At 33.5% G+C, this 20,918-nt stretch carries 19 protein-coding genes; 9 read left to right on the top strand and 10 right to left on the bottom strand.

Translation table 11 applies throughout. The features are described 5' to 3' along the window. Positions 1–39: 39 nt before the first annotated feature. Both LO744_RS03870 and LO744_RS03865 read right to left on the bottom strand, forming a co-directional pair. On the bottom strand, positions 40–1,317 hold the full coding sequence (locus LO744_RS03870; protein WP_230667263.1) for an alkaline phosphatase family protein: 1,278 nt from the start codon (positions 1,315–1,317) through the stop codon (positions 40–42). Between the two features lie 66 nt (positions 1,318–1,383). Further along, positions 1,384–2,229, bottom strand: a complete 846-nt coding sequence (locus tag LO744_RS03865) for a GNAT family N-acetyltransferase (RefSeq protein WP_230667262.1) — start codon at positions 2,227–2,229, stop codon at positions 1,384–1,386. Positions 2,230–2,499: 270 nt separating this feature from the next. On the opposite strand from LO744_RS03865, the gene LO744_RS03860 reads away from it, so the two are divergent. From LO744_RS03860 to LO744_RS03820, 9 genes are all read left to right on the top strand, one after another. Continuing rightward, positions 2,500–4,362, top strand: a complete 1,863-nt coding sequence (locus LO744_RS03860; protein WP_230667261.1) for a type VI secretion system Vgr family protein — start codon at positions 2,500–2,502, stop codon at positions 4,360–4,362. A gap of 39 nt (positions 4,363–4,401) precedes the next feature. After that, positions 4,402–5,496 carry a DUF2931 family protein gene (locus LO744_RS03855; protein WP_230667260.1) on the top strand — a complete coding sequence of 365 codons (1,095 nt, stop codon included), beginning with the start codon at positions 4,402–4,404 and terminating at the stop codon, positions 5,494–5,496. Positions 5,497–5,511: 15 nt separating this feature from the next. Beyond that, positions 5,512–7,179 (top strand): phospholipase effector Tle1 domain-containing protein, encoded by a 1,668-nt coding sequence (locus tag LO744_RS03850; RefSeq protein WP_230667259.1) that lies wholly within the window; start codon positions 5,512–5,514, stop codon positions 7,177–7,179. A gap of 18 nt (positions 7,180–7,197) precedes the next feature. Beyond that, positions 7,198–7,896: a hypothetical protein gene (locus tag LO744_RS03845; RefSeq protein WP_230667258.1), complete on the top strand. Its 699-nt coding sequence runs from the start codon at positions 7,198–7,200 to the stop codon at positions 7,894–7,896. Beyond that, positions 7,884–9,203 carry a glycoside hydrolase family 19 protein gene (locus tag LO744_RS03840; RefSeq protein ID WP_230667257.1) on the top strand — a complete coding sequence of 440 codons (1,320 nt, stop codon included), beginning with the start codon at positions 7,884–7,886 and terminating at the stop codon, positions 9,201–9,203. Before LO744_RS03845 ends, LO744_RS03840 begins: the two co-directional genes overlap by 13 nt. Continuing rightward, positions 9,200–9,595 carry a hypothetical protein gene (locus tag LO744_RS03835; RefSeq protein WP_230667256.1) on the top strand — a complete coding sequence of 132 codons (396 nt, stop codon included), beginning with the start codon at positions 9,200–9,202 and terminating at the stop codon, positions 9,593–9,595. Before LO744_RS03840 ends, LO744_RS03835 begins: the two co-directional genes overlap by 4 nt. Then, positions 9,570–9,824 (top strand): hypothetical protein, encoded by a 255-nt coding sequence (locus tag LO744_RS03830; RefSeq protein WP_230667255.1) that lies wholly within the window; start codon positions 9,570–9,572, stop codon positions 9,822–9,824. The genes LO744_RS03835 and LO744_RS03830 overlap by 26 nt, the downstream gene beginning before the upstream one ends. Before the next feature lie 817 nt (positions 9,825–10,641). Next, entirely contained in the window at positions 10,642–10,887 is a 246-nt protein-coding gene (locus LO744_RS03825) for a hypothetical protein (protein ID WP_230667254.1), read from the top strand. Between the two features lie 112 nt (positions 10,888–10,999). After that, the gene (locus LO744_RS03820; protein WP_230667253.1) at positions 11,000–11,932 is read left to right on the top strand and encodes a hypothetical protein; all 933 of its coding nucleotides are present in this window, start codon (positions 11,000–11,002) and stop codon (positions 11,930–11,932) included. A gap of 141 nt (positions 11,933–12,073) precedes the next feature. Here LO744_RS03820 and LO744_RS03815 read toward each other — a convergent pair whose 3' ends face one another. The 8 genes from LO744_RS03815 to rpoC all read right to left on the bottom strand — a co-directional run bounded on the left by LO744_RS03815 (position 12,074) and on the right by rpoC (position 20,826). Continuing rightward, a complete protein-coding gene (locus LO744_RS03815) occupies positions 12,074–12,847 on the bottom strand; it encodes a T9SS type A sorting domain-containing protein (protein WP_230667252.1) in 774 nt (257 codons plus the stop codon). Between the two features lies 1 nt (position 12,848). Beyond that, positions 12,849–13,376 carry an ankyrin repeat domain-containing protein gene (locus tag LO744_RS03810; protein WP_230667251.1) on the bottom strand — a complete coding sequence of 176 codons (528 nt, stop codon included), beginning with the start codon at positions 13,374–13,376 and terminating at the stop codon, positions 12,849–12,851. Then, on the bottom strand, positions 13,376–13,918 hold the full coding sequence (locus LO744_RS03805) for a YceI family protein (RefSeq protein ID WP_230667250.1): 543 nt from the start codon (positions 13,916–13,918) through the stop codon (positions 13,376–13,378). Before LO744_RS03805 ends, LO744_RS03810 begins: the two co-directional genes overlap by 1 nt. A 10-nt stretch (positions 13,919–13,928) precedes the next feature. Further along, entirely contained in the window at positions 13,929–14,279 is a 351-nt protein-coding gene (locus LO744_RS03800) for a hypothetical protein (protein ID WP_230667249.1), read from the bottom strand. 91 nt (positions 14,280–14,370) lie between these two features. Beyond that, positions 14,371–15,216 (bottom strand): DUF5777 family beta-barrel protein, encoded by an 846-nt coding sequence (locus LO744_RS03795; protein ID WP_230667248.1) that lies wholly within the window; start codon positions 15,214–15,216, stop codon positions 14,371–14,373. 123 nt (positions 15,217–15,339) lie between these two features. Further along, a complete protein-coding gene (locus LO744_RS03790) occupies positions 15,340–15,990 on the bottom strand; it encodes a Crp/Fnr family transcriptional regulator (protein ID WP_230667247.1) in 651 nt (216 codons plus the stop codon). 176 nt (positions 15,991–16,166) lie between these two features. Continuing rightward, entirely contained in the window at positions 16,167–16,475 is a 309-nt protein-coding gene (locus LO744_RS03785) for a DUF3467 domain-containing protein (RefSeq protein ID WP_066676059.1), read from the bottom strand. A gap of 85 nt (positions 16,476–16,560) precedes the next feature. Next, complete coding sequence (gene rpoC, locus LO744_RS03780; protein WP_230667246.1) at positions 16,561–20,826, bottom strand: DNA-directed RNA polymerase subunit beta'; 4,266 nt, start codon at positions 20,824–20,826, stop codon at positions 16,561–16,563. Positions 20,827–20,918: the final 92 nt, after the last annotated feature.

Here is a 20,918-nt window from a genome sequence, read left to right as displayed (position 1 = left end):
TCCTATCCTTCAGTAAATCGTCCCTTCAGGACTCTTGAATTATTTCTTTAATGTTTCTTTTAAAACTTTCAATTTTCCATCAATCGGTTCATTCATTTTTAAACCTAAAATTTCAGCAACCAAAGGATAAACATTAATATTTTCAAACTCATCAATCACCAGATTATTTTTAAATTCTGGTCCCCAAGCAAAAAATGTAGCCTTCATTTCAGGAACAACTCTTGGATTGTAACCATGTTTTCCTATTGAAGTTCTTTTATCTCTTTCCAGAAATATTTTTGGAGCTTTGGGTAGTAATAAAATTTGCCCTATTCTGTTGTATCGGTCATCTTTCGTTCCGAAGTGAAGATATTTTGGTAATTTTTTATCTAAATAAACTTCGTAGTCTTCCGTTTTATTGGCTTTCAATTCTTTGTAAACGCTTTTTACCTCATCAGAATTTTTCACATAGACTCTTAATAAAGTCTGAGAATTATAATAATCGAACCTTGTTTTATCAAAAAGGATTTGAGGGATTTCGAGAGGATTTCCCTTATCAACTTTTATCATTCCGTGGTCGGAAACGAAAATAAAATTCACATTTTTTAATCCTAATTCATTTACTTTTTTCACCAGATTTCCAATTGCTTCATCAATTAGATGCACTGAAGTTTCAGTTTCTTTCGTTTCAGGGCCAAAACGATGCCCTGCTCCATCTACTTCAGGGAAATATAATGAAATAAAATGTGGTCTTTTATCTTCCGGAAGTTTCAGCCAATTGATTACTTTATCTATTTTTTCTGAAGGTTTAAATTCTTCGTGATATGGATAATAATACGTTGGTCTCATTCCGCCAGCATCGCTTGCCGAACCTACCCATTGCAAAGAAGCACTTATCATTCCTTGTTTTTCTGCCAAGCTCCAAAGTGGAGTTCCACCATACCAAGTTCCGTCTTCTGCATTTTGGCGATTGCTCATTGCATAGGCTTGCTTACGTTGATAATCGTAGAAAAAATTATCTATTAAACCGTGATGAGAAGGATACAATCCGGTAATCAATGTCCAGTGATTCGGGAAAGTAATGCTTGGGTAACTCGGAATCATTGCTTTCGCCTGAATCCCTTTAGTCGAATACTTCAAAAGGTTTTGAGCATTGTATTTTTGAGCATAATCATATCTGAAACCGTCTGCAGAAATCATAATAACATATGGTTTTTGCATCGCTTCAGCATTATTTATTCGTTCTGAAACGACTATCTGAGCCGTATCGACAGGGGCATTCTGAGCATAAATCATTAAAGAAAAAAACAGCAGTACAATTTGTATTCCTCGCTTCATTAGTAAATTTTTCGCAAAGTTACGGCCTACCCTTTTCCCATAAAAATTTATACGATGAAAAGTATATTAAATCTCTTTATTCATTTCAAACTGAGAAAGCCAGTTTTTAAGTCCAATCCTTTTTTCTAGAAAAGCTGAAATATTTTCTGAACTATCATCTACATTATTCACAGATACAGCCTGCCCGCCACACAACTTTTCAATGATTCTGAAAAGCTCTGTTCCAATGCCCTGTCTTCTATAATTTTTATCAACAGCAATTTGACACACTTTCCTCGCACTAGGATTGTAAACAGCATATCCTACAAGTTGTTGATGTTTGTAAGCACCTAAGATTTTATACTTCTTTTCTCTATCGGTAAGGATAGCGCTGGAATTCTGCCACGACGGCTTTATATCCCAGAAAGGCTCAAATACTTTCCATTGAAAGCTATCCATTTCTTCTATCGATACATCTGTATTTTTTTCTTTAAGTTCAATAATCCCGTTGAAGCAAAGGAGCTTTCTAGTGATTTTAAAGCCTAGATTTTCATATGCCCTGATGGCAGGATGATTTCTTTCGATGACTTCAAGAGTAAGTATATCTGCTTTTTTCTCTTCTAAAACAGGAAGTATGAAATCATACATTTTCCTCACCAACCCTTTTCCTCTGTATTCCGGAGTAATTCCCGTTCCTGCATTATAAATGAGGTGTTGTCCGTTTTCTTCTTTCCAAGCCTGAAGAATAAATCCCTCCAGCTTATCAGATTCAAAAACACCAACAGACAGATTCATATCTATTTTCTCTAATTCAATTTTTAGTTCCAGTTGCTCAAGTGACAGATGAAAAGGAACAATATAATCTGAGAAAGACCTATTAAACACCGATAAAAGCTCCTCAATATTACTATTTTTTAAATTTCTAATTTCCATAAATTAATTTTAAAACTGATGTATGATGCATTTAAGCCTTCTTCTCATTGTCACTCAATATAAAAAGGTTAATTCTTTTTCACAAAGGTAAGTTCTAAATTCATTTGTGGAAAAGGATTGCTTAATTAAAAATTAACATTGAAAATAAAAATTTAGTCATCAAAAATATCGTAGTTCTACTACAATTTTTCAAATATTTAAAAATCAAATTTAAGATATGATAAAACTTATGTAATTTTAATTATAAAATCACAACCAAATCAAAACACGATGAAAAATATTATAACCAATGCAGATAAAATTGCAGAAAACAATATTTCTGGTGTACAGCGTATAGTAAAGCTAGAAATTGTGATTGATGGTAAAATCATTGCCCACTTCAAACATTTTAAACTTCAGCAGAGCGTCAGAAAGCACCATGCTTTTGAATTGATTTTGGCACATGACTCTTTAGGAGAAGTAGAAAACCATGATTTGCAGGAGGCTCAATTTTTTTTAGGAAAGCGCCTAACGGTAGTTTTTAAATATAAAGATTCTGAAAGTGAGAGCCCGGAGAGAACTTTTGTAGGAATCATCACGAAAGTTGCATACAGTCAGGAAAAAATGAGCCTTGGAAATGTCATTTTAAAAGGATTCAGCCCTACTATTTTGATGGATTCTGCGCCACATACTCAAAGTTTTGGAGGAACTCAGGCCGTCAATACTTCTATTATTGCCGAGAGAATAATCAAAGAAACTATAAGCTCAGAAAAATTTGATTATCAAATTAATACTCAAAATAAAAGCTACATCAGCTACAGCGCACAATACAAAGAAACTCATTACAATTACCTATCGAGAATAGCAGAAGCTTATGGTGAACAGTTTTACTATGATGGCGAAATCCTTCATTTCGGAAAATTGCCACCGAAAGAACAATCAATACGTCTTATTTACGGAAGTAACGTCAACGACATTTGTGTTGAAATAAAAGCAGTACACATCAAGCCCGAATTCTTCGGATACAACAGTGGTAATCATTCAAAGCTTCAAAGTTCTGCTTCCGAAATCAAACATTTAGGTGAACTGGCGGATAAAGCATATCAGCTTAACAGTGGTATTTACAATGTTCATTCTTTGATATCATCACCCATCAATGCCAATCTGCCGATAGATTTAGATGATTCGCAAAAAAGTGCTGCCGGAAGTGCCGCCGTGGAAGTATTTGGCGTTTCAGGAACAACATCTGTTCCCTTTTTACACCCTGGTTGTATTGCAGATTTAGAAATGAGAAAATCAGACACCAATCAAACTTCTTATTTCACTAAGTTAATGATTACCGAGGTTTCACATGAAGTAAATATCAGAGGATATTATACTGGGACCTTTGAAGCTATTGCAGAAGGAACAGGTTTTTTGCCTAAACCCGAATTTAATTTACCTAATGCAGAACCACAAATTGCAACGGTAATTTCAAATACGGATCCGTTAAATCAAGGAAGAATTCAGGTAAGATTTGACTGGCAACTTAACGACACGACTCATTTTATTAGAATGATGAGTCCTGATGCGGGAGGAACTGATCAGATTACACAAAACAGAGGATATATTGCCATACCGGAAGTTGGAGATCAGGTAATGGTGGGTTTTGAATATCATCATCCTGATTTTCCTTTTGTAATGGGCGGAATGTTCCATGGACAGATTGGTTTGGGAGGAGGTTTAAACAATCACATGCGCTCCATTCAAACCAAAAGCGGAATCAGAATATTGATGAATGATGATGACAAAAGTGTAACCATTCTAGATCCAAGTGGTAATACTTATTTTATGGATGGCGATGGAAGCATTACTGTGACTGCACCAAAAAATATGACTTTCAATGCCGGAGAAAACCTTACTATCAATGTCGGAAAAGATATGAAAACGCAAGTAGGTAATGATCATTTAATTAATATAACAAAAGATCACCGATTTACTTCGCAAAATTATCAGCAAACGGTGAACGAAAACAAAACAGTGGATATCGCTGGAAATTTAAAGGAAACAACTTCCACTACAACGCACAAAGCAGAAAATGGAGACCTATTACTTCAGAGTTCAGGTGTTGCTAAGATATTAGGCAAAATAGACGCTAAGGTTAATAAAGGATAACAGAATTTGAGTACAAAAAATATCCTAAACAATTTACCAATGATCAGATTACTAAAATATATAGTAAGCTTTGTTTTTCTAATCCAAATGTCGTGTCAGGAAAAAAAGCAGAACCCAAAAACAGAAAAAATGACGAAATATGAATGGCTAGATGCTACATCAGCTCCTTTGGGCTATCCTGTAGATGTTTTTAGTGGAGGATTAACGGCTCCGAATGGAGAATTCACCAGCTTATTCAGTGGAACAACTGGCGGAGAATGGGGTGCGGCAAACAGAGGCATGAGCAACGGGGAAAAAAGTATCCCTAATCATCTGCATACGATTTGGGTTTCTTATGCAGAGAAAATCTTTTATGAAATAGACACCGATCTTGATTATGAGAAGATGCTAAAACTTTTTAATGATGGATATTTTGTACCATCTATGAGTAAAGATAATCCGCAACCAAGAAAAGAAAATTTCAACCAAATTATTGTAGGGTTTGCTCCGGGAGGCGTTGTTGTCGTTTGGCTTTCAGGAGCAGGACGACAGGTAGAAGTCGGAAGATATCAGAGTAAAAAAATAGTTATTCCGAAAGAAGATATTGATGCTTTGAGCCCTGGTCCTAGAAAAAATATGTTTAATCCCGATTACCAACATAAAATAATACACGAGTTTGGAATTGTTCCAAAAGAAGTTGCAGAAACCAATGAAGGCAAGCCAATTCCGTACGGGTTGTGGGATGATTACAGGAAAAAATATAATTGGAGAATTAATGTTGAACTTCCTAATAATGGTATTACGGATGAGGTTGACTATTATTTAATAAATAGTGAAAAAGAATTTTTATTTGGTGAAAAAGAAGTAAATACATTTAAAAATATTCCTTCAGATTTAAAGTGGAATTTTGAAAAGCAAAGAGCAGTTCCAAAGAAAATTTATCTCAGTTGGTTTGAAGGAAAAGAAATTTATGAAGGAACAATCATATTTGATGAATCTGAAGTCTTAAAGGCATTTGAAACTTTAAATGAAGAAGACCAAAACGAAATTCAGGTACTCATTAAAATAAATGAACCCCGAACTTTTGCATCGGTACAGTTAATCAAAGGCAAACAGCAGATTTGGTTAAAAAAGAACAAAGTAACAATTAATTAAATTAGATTTTAGATCATGGGGCAGACATTTGTTTATAACACGGGTAATCCTCAGCTTTCAGAACAGGGAGAATTAAAATTTACGTTTGGAGTATTTTTCGATGGTACTAGAAACAACCTAAAAAACACAGAAATTCGTAAAAAAGTTCAGGGAAAAGGAGAATTTGGATTGATTGCCGCAACCGATGAAGAAAAAGAAATCTTTGAAAAATATGCCAAAGATGACAATAGTTTTGGTAACGATTTTACCAATGTTGCCAGAAAATATATGTGTACATTAAGAGATACATACTCACTCTATGTAGAAGGTATTGCTACTATCGATAAAAATGATGATGAAGGTGAAGGCTTTAAATATGGACGTGGTACAACGGGAGTTATTGGAAAAGTACGGATAGGATGTACAGCTTTGGCGAAAGAGGTAAAAAAATCAATTGATTCTAGTGAAAGTAAGAAAAAAATTAAATCAATAGAATTAACCATAGACATTTTTGGTTTTAGCCGTGGTGCGGCGGCTGCGAGAAATTTTGCGTACAATCTTCAGCTCGGTGCTTATGCTCCAAAATCTTATTATCCTCCGGTACAAGGTGCAAGCAGAATTGATGTAGACCATCCAACCAGCGAATTTCAGTCTGTTGAGCAATGGTGGCTTAAAGACGGTTTGCTTCCAAAATTCGGACATCTCGGAACATCACTTTTGGAAGCAGGTGTAGAACGTGAAATTATAGATTCTATGACGGTCGATGTACGGTTTATTGGTGTTTACGATACGGTAGCTTCTTATGATCCGACCTGTCTTCTCCTTCCAAATTTTAAGAAAAAAGTGGGTGAACTTCATTTGCATGAATTGGGTTCACCGAGAAAAGCAGTGCATTTTACAGCAACCGATGAGCACCGTGAAAATTTTTCTCTCACTAGATTTCTTCCCGTAAAACTTCATACAGGAATTGAAAAAAACTTTCCAGGAGTACACAGTGACGTCGGTGGAAGTTATAATCATGATGCTCTTTCTGCAACGGAAATTAGCCAAAACTATTACCAGCCAGACCCTGCAGAAGGTTTTACAGAAAGAGAGATGGTTTGGTTAGAAAAAGCTCGTTTCAAAAATTCATTACTCCCTTTTAGAAATGAATTGATTGGGCAAGGCTGGTTTAAAAAAGAACAATTAGAAATGAGTGCATCATTAAACTACAAATCTTTTGTGGGAAGTTTTTATGTTCTAAAGGGCACCAGAAATCTCTACAGAGGTTATAGTTTTATTCCTCTTCATTTCATGTGTGATTATGCATTGCCATATCTTAATGAAGAAAAGCAAAATCTACTTCAATCAAAAATAATGTCGGATTATGCTTTAAACGATAGTTTTTTAGATCAAGTTAAGGCCTACATGAAAGAACATATCATTGATAAAAATGAAAATTGGTCGCTTAAAAAGTATTTTAACTATGAAGATGATGAAATTGATAGTACAAAAGATGATGACAACAAATCTTCGGACGAAGTTAAAGATGAAATCACAACACCTACAGTTTTACTCGAAGAAGTAAAAATTATCTCTTATAAATCTGATATTTTGCTTAGAAAACTAAGAAACAGATATTTGCATCGATCGGCAAAATTAAATTCATTGATGGATGACCTTGCTTATTCACCAGCCGAAAATCGCAAAAGAATGGAATTTTAAATCATAATTAAATTGATATTGGAAAAGTTTCTTACAAATTCATGCAAAACGTATCGGTTAGAAACTATTGTAATTTCTAATCCAGAAACTTCTTACAGCAGAGAAAAAAGTTATGTAAGAACTGCAGAAGTTTATGATTTAGGAAAAGAGAATAATTATTTTAAATATCAAATTCTAATTGTCGATTTTAACTTTTCTGATGATGACAACGCCATGGGAAAACTCATCAAACAAATAAGTTATCTGTTTGACGAATTAATACTTACCATAGATGAAGAAGGAAATATAATCTCGGTAGAGAATTTGCTTTTTCTTCAGTTAAGATGGACGAAAATACAGACTGATTTACTGAAATTACATCAGGGAAATGTAGTGGAAAATTATTTTAATCAAATCAACATGGTATTAGAGAACGAACCATCTTTGATAGAATTCCTTCAAGAATATAATATGTTCGGGCTCTTATTTAATGGATTATGGAATTCTTTTGAAGAAAGAAGGATAAGAAAAACAAAAAAAGAATACGTAGAAATAATGACTCCCGAAAAAAAAGGTGGAAAGATAATACAGATTATTTCAGCAGAAAATCTGGAACAATCTGACGTTACGTATTTCAGAGGAATCAATATATTCAGCAAAAATAATCTTGTTGAAAGCTTTATAGAAATAAAAAAACACCAATATCATTTAAAACATTCATTATTATGGATAGGCTAAATCACGAAGAAGAAACGGCTTCTTCAATTACTGAACAAAACAGCCAAAAAATGGAGAAGGTAAGAGAAGAACGAGCCGAAAAAGATAAAAACGACGAAAATCTGTTGCTATCAATTGATGGAGCAAAAATAAAATTCAATGCCCATTTAGGCGAGTTTAAAGTATTGAATGATGTTCCCACCACACAAGGAAAACTCACCGGAACGGTTGTAGAAAAACAAATTCCCAATTTTACATTTTATGATGGCTTCCAGATGCTTTCCCTTACAGAGTGGCAAGATTTCGGTAATGCAAAAGTGCAGGATAACTATGTTTTATTAAAAAAATCTTTTTTACCGGGAATAGGCAAATTGCCGGGAAACATCCCACCCGAAACAGGAAAGATAGAGTTTGTAGATTCGGGGCAGATTAATATGCCAGAAAGTATTGATACGAGAGGAGCGCCGGTGTCGGAACAAAAAAACGAGGAAAAGTGTTTTTGTAATAGAGATTTGGAAGTTGAGGATTTAACTAAAATTGGTATTTCTCAAAAAAATGCGGACAAGTATAAAGATGCTTTAAATTCAACTTTTACAAATTATAATCTAAATACTTGTATTAGAAAACTACATTTTTTAGCACAGGTGAGGCACGAATCTGGAGAATTTATATATGAAGAAGAAATATGGGGACCAACAAAAACACAACTTGGTTATGAAGGTAGAAAAGATCTATGTCATAAAATGGAAGGAGATGGTAAACGCTTTTTAGGAAGAGGGTTAATTCAGATAACAGGTAGGTGTAACTATACAAGCTACACTGAATATAAGAAAAGTAAAGGTATTGATATTGATTTTACAAAAGAACCCGACAATAAGAAAATGGGGGAAATACCATACAGTGTAGATTCTGGTGGTTGGTATTGGAGTGAGAAGCTTGATGTAAATTTGAGTGATTATGCTGATAAAGATGACATTATTTATATTACATATAGAATTAATGGTGGATTTAACGGATATGTAGAAGACAGAAAACCCAAATTAATTAAGATGATTAAAAATAGTGTTGAGTGTGAAAATTCAAAATACATAAACTATGATAAATATTCTATAAAGGATAGTAAATGTTGGAAATCATTAGATGCAATATATAAATATGCACAATTATCTACAGATGAGTCAAAAATATCATACCAACAATATTTAGATTTAACAGATGACTATTTAGAATGGCCATCAATAAAGGGATGGGAAAAGAATCGCCAAAAGAAAAAAAAGAAAACGAAAATTGAAACAAGGAGAGCAAAAGCAAAACAAAAAATAAAATGAAATATTTATTTATAATTCCATTAATGTTATTTTTTTCAATGTATGAAAAAGATAATACATCAATTGTTGGCAATTACAAATCTACCAAAGAGAGTTATTGTAACCCGAATATGATAATCAACATAAAAAAAAACTTAAAGACTAATAATTATTATTTTACTATATATAAAAATAAAAAAAGAATAGATAATGGAAAATTAACAATATATACCAATGATAATGATCAAAGAGTTTTTGGAATGAAAAAAATTGCTGGTATATATACTAATGATAGCATCATAATTCAAAATTCTGGTAATGCAATGAACCAGTATACCAATTTTGAAAACTGTAATGCCAAATATTTGATTTTTGTAAGAGAACAAAATGGAAGCAAAACTTGCCAAAAATGAGAAAAAAAATTATGCAAAAAAAGAAGGTTTATTATCGGTAATAGACGGCACAAAAATAAAGTTTAATGCACATTTGGAGGAATCCATAGTTCTGAATAACATTCCCACCACACAAGGAAAACTCACCGGAACCATTGTAGAAAAACAAATTCCCAATTTTACATTTTATGATGGCTTCCAGATGCTTTCCCTTACAGAGTGGCAAGATTTCGGTAATGCAAAAGTGTAAGACAACTATGTTTTATTGAAAAAATCTTTTTTACCGTTAATAGGCAAATTGCCGGGAAACATCCCACCCGAAACAGGAAAGATAGAGTTTGTAGATTCGGGGCAGATTAATGAGCCGTAAAGTATTGATACTAGAGGAGCGCTGGTGCCTGTAAAAAATGTTTTTGCGAGAAAGAATTTTCAATAGATTGTAATCTTCCCCTCTTTAGGTATATTCAAAAGTAGAGTTTTTTGTTAATATTTTGTAAAGGATAGTAAATGTTGGAAATCACTAAATGCTATATATAAATATGCATAATGATTAACAGATGAGTCAAAAATATCATATCAACAATATTTAGATTTAACAGATGACTATTTAGAATGCCCATCAATAAAAGGATGGGAAAAGAGTCGCCAAAAGAAAAAAAAATAAAACAAAAATTGAAACAAGGAAAGCAAAAAATGAAATGAAATATTTATTTATAATTCCATTAATGTTATTTTTTTCAATGTATGAAAATGATAATACATCAATTGTTGGCAATTACAAATCTACCAAAGAGAGTTATTGTAACCCGAATATGATAATCAACATAAAAAAAACTTAAAGACTAATAATTATTATTTTACTATATATAAAAATAAAAAAAGAATAGATAATGGAAAATTAACAATATATACCAATGATAATGATCAAAGAGTTTTTGGAATGAAAAAAATTGCTGGTATATATACTAATGATAGCATAATAATTCAAAATTCTGTTAATGCAATGAACCAGTATACCAATTTTGAAAACTGTAATGCCAAATATTTGATTTTTGTAAGAGAACAAAATGGAAGCAAAACTTGCCAAAAATGAGAAAAAAAATTATGCAAAAAAAGAAGGTTTATTATCGGTAATAGACGGCACAAAAATAAAGTTTAATGCACATTTGGAGGAATCCATAGTTCTGAATAACATTCCCACCACACAAGGAAAACTCACCGAAACGATTGTAGAAAAACAATTTCAAATTTTATATTTTATGATGGCTTCCAAATTCTTTCCCTTACTGAATGTCAAGATTTCAGTAATGTAAAAGTGTAAGACAACTATGTTTTATTGACAAAACATTTCTTACTGAAAATAGGAAAATTGTCGGAAAAAGCATTTTTTGGAAACTATCACCCACTAAACTAATCAAGTAAGCTATGTTTTTAAAATATTTAATTAAGATTGTTTTTTTAATTCCCATCGTTTCTTTTTGCCAATCAGGAACAATTCTTGGAATTAGGGAAGACAACCGTACATTAGAAATAAGAAATGGAGATGAAGTTCTAAAAAATGAAGATCCATTAACCATTTTTTATTATACCTATTCGTTTAATAAAACGAAAGATACAATTTTGGTGTATAAAAAAAACAGCCCTATAAATTCTGACGATACTAGTTATAATTCATATACATACATAAAAAATTCATCTAATAAAGCAGAATTGATAATTAAAAACAATGATAATGTCACTAAAAATTTGAATATATCATTTACTGACAAATTAAAAAGTATTAACATTAATAAGAGTTCGTTTTTTTTAAATCAGTCGTATTATTCTTATTTAAAGAAAAATCTAAACATCTCAGAATTGGTAGATTTATTAGATGATTTTTTACAAGAAGATATTTATCAACTAAACGATTTAAAATATATCAAATCAAATGCAAAATATAAAAATAAGAATTTTAAAATTTTAAAAGCTAAAATAACAACAGTGAATATGCAAAATGAAAGTATTGTAAAAAATTGGAATGTTTTTTATTTATACAATAAAAATAATACTCTAACTTCTTTGAAACAACAAACAAAAGACGAAACAAGATATACCAAAACATTAATTAGTAATATAAAAAATACATTTTCATATAAAATATATTGGCAGGTTGACGAAAGGTTTTCAGATGATAAAGAAATAACCTTTTGTGTAACTCAAAACAATTACTCAGAAAAAGGAACATATTTACAAACAGGATTAAATAAAGAAACCGACTATGAAACAACAGCAAAGAAAAGTATCAAATTAACCTCTCCAACACTTAAATTAGACGAAAATCAATTAGCTGAAGTTTATGAAAAATTAAATAAATAAAGTTTTTACTAAAAATCTTTCTTACATGGAACAGCAACTCAAAATTGCTAACTTTCTTCTGGACATTAAGTGAGAACTCTTATCACAGGTTCTAAATTATCATCATCAAAAAATGCCTCAGTTTTCACTGAGGCATTCATTTTATTCTTTAATTAATTTTTGATAAGTCGTAGATCCGTCTTTTAGATTAATTTCAAAGTAATAATTTCCAGATTTTAAATCAGAAACACTTATTTTTTCGCCTTCTACTTTTACTGTTTTTACTTTTCTACCGTTAGCGTCGTAAATATCAACGGATTTAATTTTATCTGCATTTTTAAAACCAATTGTTTCCTTTGCCGGATTTGGATATAGATAAACTTTTTTATTTTCCGTCAAAACATCGGTAACTCCTAAAGTTGCAGCTTTTGTTAACACGGCATATCCTCTATTTCCAGTTCCTGAACCATGATACGCTAAAGTGGTAGAAGGACCTTTTGCAAAAAAGATATTCATACTTCCTGCAGTGTTGGTAAAGGCTGTATCTCCTGTTCCACCTGAAAGTGAGCGCGTTGCTACAATTGTTCTCGTACTTGAAGCTACAGTATTCGAAGTTATCGTCCAATCTTGTACAGCATCTGGGTTTGGTGTATTTCCCACTCCTGCAAAAGTGTAATCTAAATTGGTATTGGTCGTTGATGCTGAATTATAAATAAATCCATCTACTCCGTTTCCCATCCCGCCACTCGTTCCGGTGCCTCCAAATCCGACTCCTAGAAAAGAAGTATCGGGACCTGTAAGTGTTAAGGTTGCTAAAGTGGAAGAGGTATCTAATTTTACAGTCATTCCTGTGGAAAGAGTAACTGTACCTGTCGTAAACTGTGCCCAAGCTAAATTGGCAAGAGCAATGCTCAATGTAAGTAAAACTTTTTTCATTTTAATTTTTTAATAAGTTGATGAGGTCTTTATTGTTTGTTTGTAAGGCATATTCAAAAGGAGTCATTCCTTGTGAATCTTTTATTGATTGGTCGGCTTTGTATTTTAGTAACAATTCTACCAATTCTTTGTTACCAAATTTTACCGCCCAAAATAATGGGGTAGCTCCTGTAGAATCTGCAATATTTGGGTCTGCATTTTTCTTTAATAAATATTCTACCAAGTCTTTATTATATTTTACTGCAAGCCCTGCCAAAGCAGTTCCTTCTTCGCTTTTATAATTAACATCTCTTACATTGTCAATAAGAAATTTTGCAACTTCTATATTACTTCTGTAACAGGCTAAAATCAATGGTGAAAAACTATTTTCATTGGTTTGATTAATTATATTAGGATCTTTAACCATCAGTTCTTTTACTTCGGCTACTGTTCCGTTTCTGGCAATATCAAAAATAGATTTTGCTTTTTTCTGAGCCGACATTATTGTAAAACTCAGCATGAAACTTAGAATAAAAAATATTTTCTTCATTATTTTGATAGTATATAGTTATACTCAACATTTACATTTTCGGCTACTTTTTTAGTCACCATTTTAGGAATAGTGACTTTAAAATCAGCAGGTTTTGCAACGAAATTTCCCTGCATATAAATTTTACCGTCTTTAGAATAAATTGCAGCACTTGAACTCACTGCTCTATCCACCCCGTGAAAGTTTAAAGTTCCCTGAACGGTATATTTCTGAGGCGTTGTCGTTAGTTTTGTTTTATCAAAGTTCACAATCTTTCCTTTAAAAGTAGTCTTTGGATAAGTTGCCGATTCAGCATAATTTTCATTAAAATGTTCTTCCATTAATTTCACTTTAAAATGGAAGTTTTTCACAGATGAAATTGATGCAAAATCTCCGTTATCAGCATTAACGACGGCAATATTATCATCATCCTGTGCATAAATATCTTCAAATAAAGGCACTGAGGCTTCAAATGTTACTTTACCCGTTTTGGTCGTATATTTCTGAGCCGAAATCACGTTTGAAAAACTTATCGTAACAATTAATAATAGTAGGTTTTTCATATTAATTCTTTTAATTTTCGTTTAGCCCATCGGCTTTCCATTTTGTGATAATTGTGATTTGTGAAGGAGATAAACTTCCGCCTTGAGGCATTTTTTGTGGGTCTCCGACTGGTCTGCTAACTCTGTCAATAATTTTATCAATATTATTTTTCACTTGGTTGTAGCTCGTCCACGGTTGAAACGAAGCTGCACCTCCCGGTGAATGACACATGATACAATTGGCTTCAATAATAGGTTTTACATCTTTATTATAAGTTATCAATTCCACAATGGGAGTTTTATCTGAAATCTCTTCATAGGTTCTGCTTTCACAGGCAATTAATACCGTTGCCGATGAAATGATATAGATTAATCTTTTCATATGTATATATTATTTGTTTTTTAATTGTCATATAGAATTCGCTAATTTTCATTGGTCTTTGTAACCAATTTAGCCAATGCTCATTTCATTATTAAAAAACTCTATAAAGATTAAACCCAAAGAAAATCTGGCCTTTCTCCCACTTTCCGGAAGCGTTTGTGAGGTAACCAATATCTGAATTCAACTGGGAATTGGAAAATAATAGCTGGAACACATGTCCCCCAGTATCTAAATCCATCCCTAAAGAGAGCGGATTTTTATAGAAACTGTGATTATCAAAATTCACAAAATACTCAGCGTTAATCGATATTCTTTTTGAAATCTTATAACGCCCTCCTAAACCTGTTAAAAATTGATTTTTATCTTCAATTGTAGGTTCATAAAGGTTTTTGTGAACGTAAGAAGGTGTTAACTGTAAAGAAAAATTATCATTAAATCTTTTAGAAATCAGCGCCTGAGTAAGATAAGAAAGTCTATCCCCAAATTGAAGATGCGGATAATTATCTTTGCTGAGGTCTGTATTTACAGCCATCACATTATACCCTACAATAGTAACTGGGAAATTTTCGCTTTGCTTTACGAGATTGTATTTTGCAGCGCCTTCAAAAGTTTTAAGGTTGGTTTCTCGTGAAAGGCTTAATGAAATCCCATCGGTTACACCATAGATGACACCTAGCTTTGTAGAAGCATCATCTAAGCCAAAGAAATCTTTGAAGCCTCTGCTTACATCACTAAAACGATGGGCAACTACAATATACCATTCGTTTTTAGCCGTCAATTTTGTTGACTGACCTGTGACAATCTGAAGAGCCTTAAAGGCGGGCGGTGAATTTTCTGTATTTTTTGTTTGAATGGTGTCAATATCTTTCAATAGGTCTTCCTGAGAAAAGGCAAAACCTGAAGCAAACATTGACAAAAAAAGGAAAGTTTTTGTCATACACGTATTGTTTAATATTTGTATGACAAACTTATAGACTTATGATTCTAAAACTTGGTGATAAAAGTCACCGAGTGAATTGTTTTTATCAATCGGATTATTAAAACAATTAAATAACATTTATTAGTTTATTCTAACATTTTCATTTACAGGGATTTTTATACCTTCTTTCGTTTGGATAATTTCACCCTCATTTTCAACTTTTTTTAAAACTCTGCTTACGACCTCCCTAGAAGTGCCCAAATTGTTAGCAATTTCTTTATGAGTAAGTTTAATAGGATTTTTTCCGGTGATAGAAATTTGCTGTTTGATGTAGTTTAAAACTCGTTTATCTAATTTATGAAAAACCGCATCATTCACCATATTCATAATATCAGTAAAACGGAGATCAAATTCATAATAAAAAAGTTTATTGATTTGAGGGTATTTAATCAACCAATCAAGTAAAATGGAAGCCGGTATTATCAGCATTTCTGTGTCTTCTTCTGAAACAACATATACACGGCTTACAAAATCGTTGAAAATTGTTGAGAAACTCATCAAACATGTTTCACCCGATCTTATATAATTGTAAATAAGCTCTCTTTCATCATTTAATGCATACACTTTTAAACTTCCATTGATTACAAAAGGAATGTTTTTTATTTTATTTCCTTCTGCAAGGATTTCAGTTTTTCCTTTTACTTTTATAAGAGAAGAATGCTGGTCTATTTCTTCTAAAAAATCATTACCCAAAAAACCAAATTTGTTTAAAATAAACTGATTATCTACCATATTAATGAATTATTTTCAAAAACAAAGATATACAATTGAATAATCTGTATTCTATTTTAATTTAAATATTTATAATTTCAATGATAATGAGTTGAATATACTGGAAATAATAATTGAGTAAAAAAGAAAAATGCCTCAACTTTCGTTGAGGCATTCTTATATAGTTAAGATAAATCTTAAGCGTTAACGTTGTTTCCTCCTAATACGAAAGGCTCAACTTCTTTGATTTCTCCGAATTGTTGCTCGTAGTTAGTGATGTTTTGCTGAAGTGCAGCCAAAACTCTCTTAGCGTGAAGAGGAGCCAAGATTACTCTTGATCTCACGTTAGCTTGCTGTACACCCGGCATTAACTGGATGAAATCTACTACAAACTCAGATGGAGAGTGGTTTACTAACGCAAGGTTACAGTAAACCCCTGAAGCTACCATCTCGTTAAGTTGGATGTTGATGTTGTTTGGATCGTTGTTTTGATTTTGATTGTCCATTGTATAAGTTATATTTTTAAAAATGAAATTTGAGATTGTGAAAATATAAAAATAATTTCAAACCTCAAATTTCAAATCATTAATTTTAGTTAAGGTCTTCGAATTCTTTCTTAGAACCAACAATTACATTTTGATATTCTTTAAGACCTGTACCTGCAGGGATTCTGTGTCCTACAATTACATTTTCTTTAAGACCATTCAAGCTGTCTACTTTACCAGCAACTGCTGCTTCGTTTAGAACTTTAGTTGTTTCCTGGAACGATGCTGCAGACATGAACGACTTCGTTTGTAGAGCGGCTCTTGTAATCCCTTGCAATACCGGCGTAGCCGTAGCAGGAAGTGCTTCTCTTACTTCAACTAATGCCATATCTTCACGCTTCAACTTAGAGTTTTCGTCTCTTAGTTCTCTTGCAGTAATCATCTGTCCTGGCTTAAATTCTTTAGAATCACCAGCTTCTGTTACTACTTTAAGACCAAATACTCTGTTGTTTTCCATTAGGAAATCGTATTTGTGCTCAAGAGCAGCTTCAAGGAACTGAGTATCACCTCCATCAACGATTGATACTTTTGTCATCATCTGTCTAACGATGATTTCGAAGTGTTTGTCGTCGATTTTTACCCCTTGTAGACGGTAAACTTCCTGAATTTCGTTTACTAAATATTCCTGAACCGCAGTTGGCCCTTTGATTTTTAGGATGTCGTCTGGAGTAACTGAACCGTCAGAAAGTGGCGAACCAGCTCTCACGAAGTCATTCTCCTGTACTAAGATTTGGTTTGATAATTTAACTAAATAAATTTTTCTCTCCCCAGTTTTAGCTTCAACGATCAATTCACGGTTACCTCTTTTGATTTTTCCGTAAGAAACTACCCCATCGATTTCTGTAACAACCGCCGGGTTTGAAGGGTTTCTTGCTTCGAATAATTCGGTAACTCTCGGAAGACCTCCGGTGATATCCCCTGTCTTTGCAGCTTTTCTTGGGATCTTGATTAAAACTTTACCAGCTTTAATTTTTTCACCATCGTTTACCATTAAGTGGGCTCCTACCGGTAAGTTGTAGCCTTTCTGCTCAACACCTTTAGAATCTACCACCTTCAAAGTAGGTACGGCTTTCTTATTTCTAGATTCAGAGATTACTTTCTCTTCGAAACCTGTCTGCTCATCGATTTCTAGTTGGAATGAAATACCTTGGATGATATCCTCGTATTCTACCTTACCAGCAGTTTCTGCAATAATTACCGCGTTATACGGATCCCATCTACAGATTGTATCACCTTTGCTTACTTTATCACCCGATTTAACAGATAATATAGCACCATAAGGTACGTTAGCAACCATTAATGGAGTTCTAGTTTCGTTATCAGCAACCAATCTAAATTCTGTTGTACGAGATACTACTACCTCAGCAGTGTTTCCGTTTTCGTCTTCAGAAGTAATTGTTCTTACCTCATCCAATTCTACGATACCATCTCTTCTTGCGATGATTGATGGGTTTTCTGATACGTTTGTAGATACACCCCCTTGGTGGAAAGTTCTCAACGTAAGCTGAGTTCCCGGTTCCCCAATTGATTGTGCAGCAATAACTCCTACAGCTTCACCCATGTGAATAGGTTTACCTGTAGCTAAGTTTCTACCGTAACATTTAGCACAGATTCCTTTTTTAGTTTCACAAGTCAGTGGTGAACGAACCTCAACTGCCTCAAGACCGATTTCTTCGATTTTTTTAGCTAAAGATTCATTAATAATCTGATCTGCGTGAGCAATTAACTCATCTGTTTCAGGATCGTAAATATTATGTAAAGAAACTCTACCTAAGATTCTTTCAGAAATCTTTTCAACGATCTCGTCATTTTTCTTAAGTGCCGTAACTTCTGTACCTCTTAATGTTCCACAGTCGTCTTCTGTAACGATAACGTCTTGTGCAACGTCTACCAATCTTCTCGTTAAGTAACCCGCATCGGCAGTCTTAAGAGCGGTATCCGCAAGACCTTTACGAGCACCGTGAGTAGAGATAAAGTATTCTAAGATGGAAAGACCTTCCTTAAAGTTTGCAAGAATCGGGTTTTCGATAATTTCCGCACCAGTAGAACCAGCTTTTTGCGGTTTTGCCATCAAACCTCTCATTCCTGATAACTGACGGATCTGTTCCTTAGAACCCCTTGCTCCAGAATCAAGCATCATATATACAGAGTTGAACCCACCTTGGTCAGTTTTCATTCTGCTCATGATCATTTCAGTTAATCCAGCGTTGGTGTTTGTCCAAACGTCGATTACCTGGTTATATCTTTCCGTATCTGTAATTAGACCCATGTTATAGTTGGCTCTAATTTCGTCTACCGTTTCAATAGAAGTAGCAATCATTTGCTTTTTCTCAACAGGAACTACAATGTCCCCTAATGAGAACGAAAGACCTCCTTTGAATGCATTTGAATATCCTAAATCTTTCATTGCATCCAAGAACTTCACTGTTGTAGGGAAGTCTGTATCAGCAAGTACTTTACCAATAACATTTCTTAATGATTTCTTCGTAAGAAGTTCATTAATATATCCTGACTGCTTAGGAACGATTTGGTTAAATAAGATTCTACCAACAGAAGTTTCAGTTAATTTCGTAGTGATTTCACCGTTTTCTTTGATTGGTAATCTACATCTTACTTTAGCGTTCAATGAAACTCTACCTTCAGCATAAGCGATTTCCGCTTCTTCAGGAGAATAGAATGCTAAACCTTCACCCAATACTTTTTTCTCTTCTGTAGAGCTTAATTCTTTGGTCATGAAATATAGACCAAGAACCATGTCTTGAGAAGGTACCGTAATTGGAGAACCGTTTGCAGGGTTCAAGATGTTTTGAGAACCTAACATCAATAACTGAGCTTCCAAAATCGCTTCTGGACCTAACGGTAAGTGTACCGCCATCTGGTCACCATCGAAATCGGCGTTGAATGCTGTTGTTACTAACGGGTGTAGTTGGATTGCCTTACCTTCGATCATCTTAGGTTGGAAAGCCTGAATACCCAATCTGTGAAGCGTAGGTGCTCTGTTTAATAAAACAGGGTGACCTTTCATCACGTTTTCTAGGATATCATATACTACTGGTTCTTTTCTATCAATAATTCTCTTTGCAGATTTCACTGTTTTTACAATTCCTCTTTCAATCAGTTTTCTGATGATAAACGGTTTGTATAATTCAGCTGCCATATCTTTAGGAATACCACATTCGTGAAGCTGCAAGTTTGGACCTACAACAATTACCGAACGCGCCGAGTAATCTACCCTTTTCCCTAGTAAGTTCTGACGGAAACGACCTTGCTTACCTTTCAATGAATCTGAAAGTGATTTCAATGGTCTGTTTGATTCAGATTTTACTGCAGAAGATTTTCTTGTATTATCGAATAATGAATCTACAGATTCCTGAAGCATACGCTTCTCGTTTCTCAAGATTACTTCAGGAGCTTTAATCTCCAATAATCTCTTCAAACGGTTGTTTCTGATAATAACTCTTCTGTAAAGGTCATTTAAATCTGAAGTTGCGAAACGCCCTCCATCCAATGGAACCAATGGTCTTAGTTCTGGTGGAATAACAGGAAGTACACGCATAATCATCCACTCTGGTCTGTTGATCATTCTTGTATTAGCACCTCTCAATGCTTCTACCACGTTTAATCTTTTTAGAGCTTCAGTTCTTCTTTGCTTAGAACCTTCGTTGTGAGCTTTGTGTCTCAAATCGAAAGATAATGAATCAAGATCAATTCTTCTCAACAATTCTTCTACAGCTTCAGCACCCATTTTGGCGATGAATTTGTTTGGATCTGCATCATCAAGATATTGATTTTCTACAGGAAGAGTTTCCATGATATCAAGGTATTCTTCTTCTGTAAGGAATTCTTTATCGTCAAAATCAGAACCATCTAATTTCTTAGCGATACCTTGCTGAATAACAACATATCTCTCGTAATAGATGATCATATCTAATTTCTTAGAAGGAATACCCAAAAGGTAACCGATTTTGTTTGGTAAAGAACGGAAATACCAAATGTGCGCAATAGGAACAACCAAACCAATGTGTCCGATTCTTTCTCTACGTACTTTTTTCTCCGTAACCTCTACACCACAACGGTCACAAACGATCCCCTTGTAACGAATTCTCTTGTATTTACCACAAGCACATTCGTAATCTTTGATAGGACCGAAGATTTTTTCACAGAACAAACCGTCTCTTTCAGGTTTGTGCGTTCTGTAATTAATAGTTTCTGGCTTAAGAATCTCCCCTCTAGATTGCTGTAAAATAGACTCAGGAGAAGCTAAACCGATAGTTATTTTATTAAAATGACTTGTTTTATTTTTATTTGACATTTTTTTTGAATTTGAGATTTGAGATTTGAGATTTGAGATTAATGAATCTCTAAAAATTTATTTTGAATTTTATTAAAAATCTGCGGACAGAA

This window comes from Chryseobacterium turcicum (assembly GCF_021010565.1).
Lineage (GTDB): Bacteria > Bacteroidota > Bacteroidia > Flavobacteriales > Weeksellaceae > Chryseobacterium > Chryseobacterium turcicum.
This window is presented reverse-complemented; position numbering and strand designations above follow the sequence as displayed.

Bases quoted from the DNA above. Each gene is read 5' to 3' on its own strand.
- LO744_RS03870 (WP_230667263.1), bottom strand. From the start codon at position 1,317: ATGAAGCGAGGAATACAAATTGTACTGCTGTTTTTTTCTTTAATGATT.
- rpoC (WP_230667246.1), bottom strand. From the start codon at position 20,826: ATGTCAAATAAAAATAAAACAAGTCATTTTAATAAAATAACTATCGGT.
- LO744_RS03865 (WP_230667262.1), bottom strand. From the start codon at position 2,229: ATGGAAATTAGAAATTTAAAAAATAGTAATATTGAGGAGCTTTTATCG.
- LO744_RS03820 (WP_230667253.1), top strand. From the start codon at position 11,000: ATGTTTTTAAAATATTTAATTAAGATTGTTTTTTTAATTCCCATCGTT.
- LO744_RS03840 (WP_230667257.1), top strand. From the start codon at position 7,884: ATGGATAGGCTAAATCACGAAGAAGAAACGGCTTCTTCAATTACTGAA.
- LO744_RS03835 (WP_230667256.1), top strand. From the start codon at position 9,200: ATGAAATATTTATTTATAATTCCATTAATGTTATTTTTTTCAATGTAT.
- LO744_RS03795 (WP_230667248.1), bottom strand. From the start codon at position 15,216: ATGACAAAAACTTTCCTTTTTTTGTCAATGTTTGCTTCAGGTTTTGCC.
- LO744_RS03805 (WP_230667250.1), bottom strand. From the start codon at position 13,918: ATGAAAAACCTACTATTATTAATTGTTACGATAAGTTTTTCAAACGTG.
- LO744_RS03830 (WP_230667255.1), top strand. From the start codon at position 9,570: ATGGAAGCAAAACTTGCCAAAAATGAGAAAAAAAATTATGCAAAAAAA.
- LO744_RS03785 (WP_066676059.1), bottom strand. From the start codon at position 16,475: ATGGACAATCAAAATCAAAACAACGATCCAAACAACATCAACATCCAA.
- LO744_RS03825 (WP_230667254.1), top strand. From the start codon at position 10,642: ATGGAAGCAAAACTTGCCAAAAATGAGAAAAAAAATTATGCAAAAAAA.
- LO744_RS03815 (WP_230667252.1), bottom strand. From the start codon at position 12,847: ATGAAAAAAGTTTTACTTACATTGAGCATTGCTCTTGCCAATTTAGCT.
- LO744_RS03810 (WP_230667251.1), bottom strand. From the start codon at position 13,376: ATGAAGAAAATATTTTTTATTCTAAGTTTCATGCTGAGTTTTACAATA.
- LO744_RS03790 (WP_230667247.1), bottom strand. From the start codon at position 15,990: ATGGTAGATAATCAGTTTATTTTAAACAAATTTGGTTTTTTGGGTAAT.
- LO744_RS03855 (WP_230667260.1), top strand. From the start codon at position 4,402: ATGATCAGATTACTAAAATATATAGTAAGCTTTGTTTTTCTAATCCAA.
- LO744_RS03850 (WP_230667259.1), top strand. From the start codon at position 5,512: ATGGGGCAGACATTTGTTTATAACACGGGTAATCCTCAGCTTTCAGAA.
- LO744_RS03800 (WP_230667249.1), bottom strand. From the start codon at position 14,279: ATGAAAAGATTAATCTATATCATTTCATCGGCAACGGTATTAATTGCC.
- LO744_RS03860 (WP_230667261.1), top strand. From the start codon at position 2,500: ATGAAAAATATTATAACCAATGCAGATAAAATTGCAGAAAACAATATT.